Raw genomic sequence first — 2,312 nt, 5'->3', positions numbered from 1 at the left:
GGCCAGGACCGAGCCCGGCCGGCGGTCCCCCACGCCCGCAGTGCGTGGGGGAGATCGAGGCGCGGGGTCCGGGGCGGAGACCCGGCCGTTGCAGCGGCTCGCCCCCGGGGAAACCGTTTCGCGAGCGGCCTGCACGGCTCGGTAGCATGGCGTAATGCATGCGCGATGTATCCGTGTGTGCTCCCCCTCAGACAGGAGAGACCGGTGTCAGACGTCCGTGTGATCATCCAACGCGATTCCGAGCGGGAAGAGCGAGTGGTGACCACGGGCACCACGGCAGCCGAGCTCTTCGCCGGCGAGCGCACCGTGATCGCCGCTCGCATCGCGGGGGAACTGAAGGACCTCGCGTACCAGGTGAAGGACGGCGAGGCCGTCGAGCCCGTCGAGATCTCCTCCGAGGACGGCCTCAACATCCTGCGGCACTCCACCGCGCATGTCATGGCGCAGGCCGTGCAGGAGCTGTTCCCGGAGGCCAAGCTCGGCATCGGCCCGCCGGTCCGTGACGGCTTCTACTACGACTTCGACGTCGCGAAGCCGTTCACCCCCGAGGATCTCAAGGCCATCGAGAAGAAGATGCAGGAGATCCAGAAGCGCGGCCAGCGCTTCGCGCGGCGCGTCGTCACCGACGAGGCCGCCCGCGAGGAGCTCGCCGACGAGCCGTACAAGCTGGAGCTCATCGGCATCAAGGGCTCCGCGTCGACCGACGACGGCGCGAACGTCGAGGTGGGCGGCGGCGAGCTGACCATCTACGACAACCTGGACGCCAAGACCGGCGAGCTGTGCTGGAAGGACCTCTGCCGCGGTCCCCACCTGCCCACCACCCGCAACATCCCGGCGTTCAAGCTCATGCGCAACGCAGCGGCGTACTGGCGCGGCAGCGAGAAGAACCCGATGCTGCAGCGCATCTACGGCACCGCCTGGCCGTCCAAGGAAGAGCTGAAGGCCCACCTGGACTTCCTCGCCGAGGCCGAGAAGCGCGACCACCGCAAGCTGGGCAACGAGCTGGACCTGTTCTCCTTCCCGGACGAGGTCGGCTCGGGTCTCGCGGTCTTCCACCCCAAGGGCGGCGTCATCCGCCGGGTCATGGAGGACTACTCGCGCAAGCGCCACGAGGAGCACGGCTACGAGTTCGTGTACTCGCCGCACGCGACCAAGGGCAAGCTGTTCGAGAAGTCGGGCCACCTGGACTGGTACGCCGAGGGCATGTACCCGCCCATGCAGCTCGACGAGGGCGTGGACTACTACCTCAAGCCCATGAACTGCCCGATGCACAACCTGATCTTCGACGCGCGCGGGCGTTCCTACCGTGAACTGCCGCTGCGCCTCTTCGAGTTCGGCACCGTGTACCGGTACGAGAAGTCGGGCGTCGTGCACGGCCTCACCCGCGCCCGCGGCTTCACCCAGGACGACGCGCACATCTACTGCACCAAGGAGCAGATGGCGGAGGAGCTGGACACCACGCTCACCTTCGTCCTGGACCTGCTGCGCGACTACGGTCTGACCGACTTCTACCTGGAGCTGTCCACCAAGGACCCGGAGAAGTTCGTCGGCTCCGACGAGGTCTGGGAGGAGGCCACCGAGGCGCTGCGGCAGGTGGCCGAGAAGCAGGGCCTCCCGCTCACCCCCGACCCGGGCGGCGCGGCCTTCTACGGCCCGAAGATCTCCGTCCAGGCGAAGGACGCGATCGGCCGTACCTGGCAGATGTCCACGGTCCAGCTCGACTTCAATCTGCCGGAGCGCTTCAACCTGGAGTACACCGGCCCCGACGGCACCAAGCACCGCCCGGTCATGATCCACCGCGCGCTGTTCGGCTCCATCGAGCGCTTCTTCGCGGTGCTGCTCGAGCACTACGCGGGTGCCTTCCCGGCGTGGCTGGCGCCCGTCCAGGCGCTGGGCATCCCGATCGGTGACGCTCACGTCCCGTATCTGCAGGAGTTCGCCGCCAGGGCGAGGAAGCAGGGGCTGCGCGTCGAGGTGGACGCCTCCTCGGACCGTATGCAGAAGAAGATCCGCAACGCCCAGAAGCAGAAGGTGCCCTTCATGGTCATCGCGGGCGACGAGGACATGGAGAACGGCGCGGTGTCCTTCCGCTACCGCGACGGTTCCCAGGAGAACGGCATTCCGGTCGACGAGGCCATCGCCAAGATCGCGAAGGTTGTCGAGGAGCGCACCGAGATCTGATGAAGGTTGTCGAGGAGCGCACCGAGATCTGATGGGGCCCGCGGTCCCTCAAGGCCCGCGGTGCCTCACGAAGAGGCCCCCCGAGGACGCCCGTCCTCCGGGGGCCCTTTCTCGTCCTCCCGGGCGAAGAT

1 protein-coding gene is annotated in these 2,312 nt (G+C 67.8%); it reads left to right on the top strand.

Features of this window, described 5'->3' with window-relative positions; genetic code table 11:
* Positions 1-204: 204 nt before the first annotated feature.
* The gene (thrS, locus tag ACWGI8_RS43210) at positions 205-2,181 is read left to right on the top strand and encodes a threonine--tRNA ligase (protein WP_453668979.1); all 1,977 of its coding nucleotides are present in this window, start codon (positions 205-207) and stop codon (positions 2,179-2,181) included.
* Positions 2,182-2,312 lie beyond the last annotated feature (131 nt).

It is taken from the genome of Streptomyces sp. NPDC054841 (assembly GCF_053611045.1).
The sequence above is the reverse complement of the archived record's forward strand: the minus strand, read 5'-3'. Positions and strand labels throughout refer to the sequence as shown.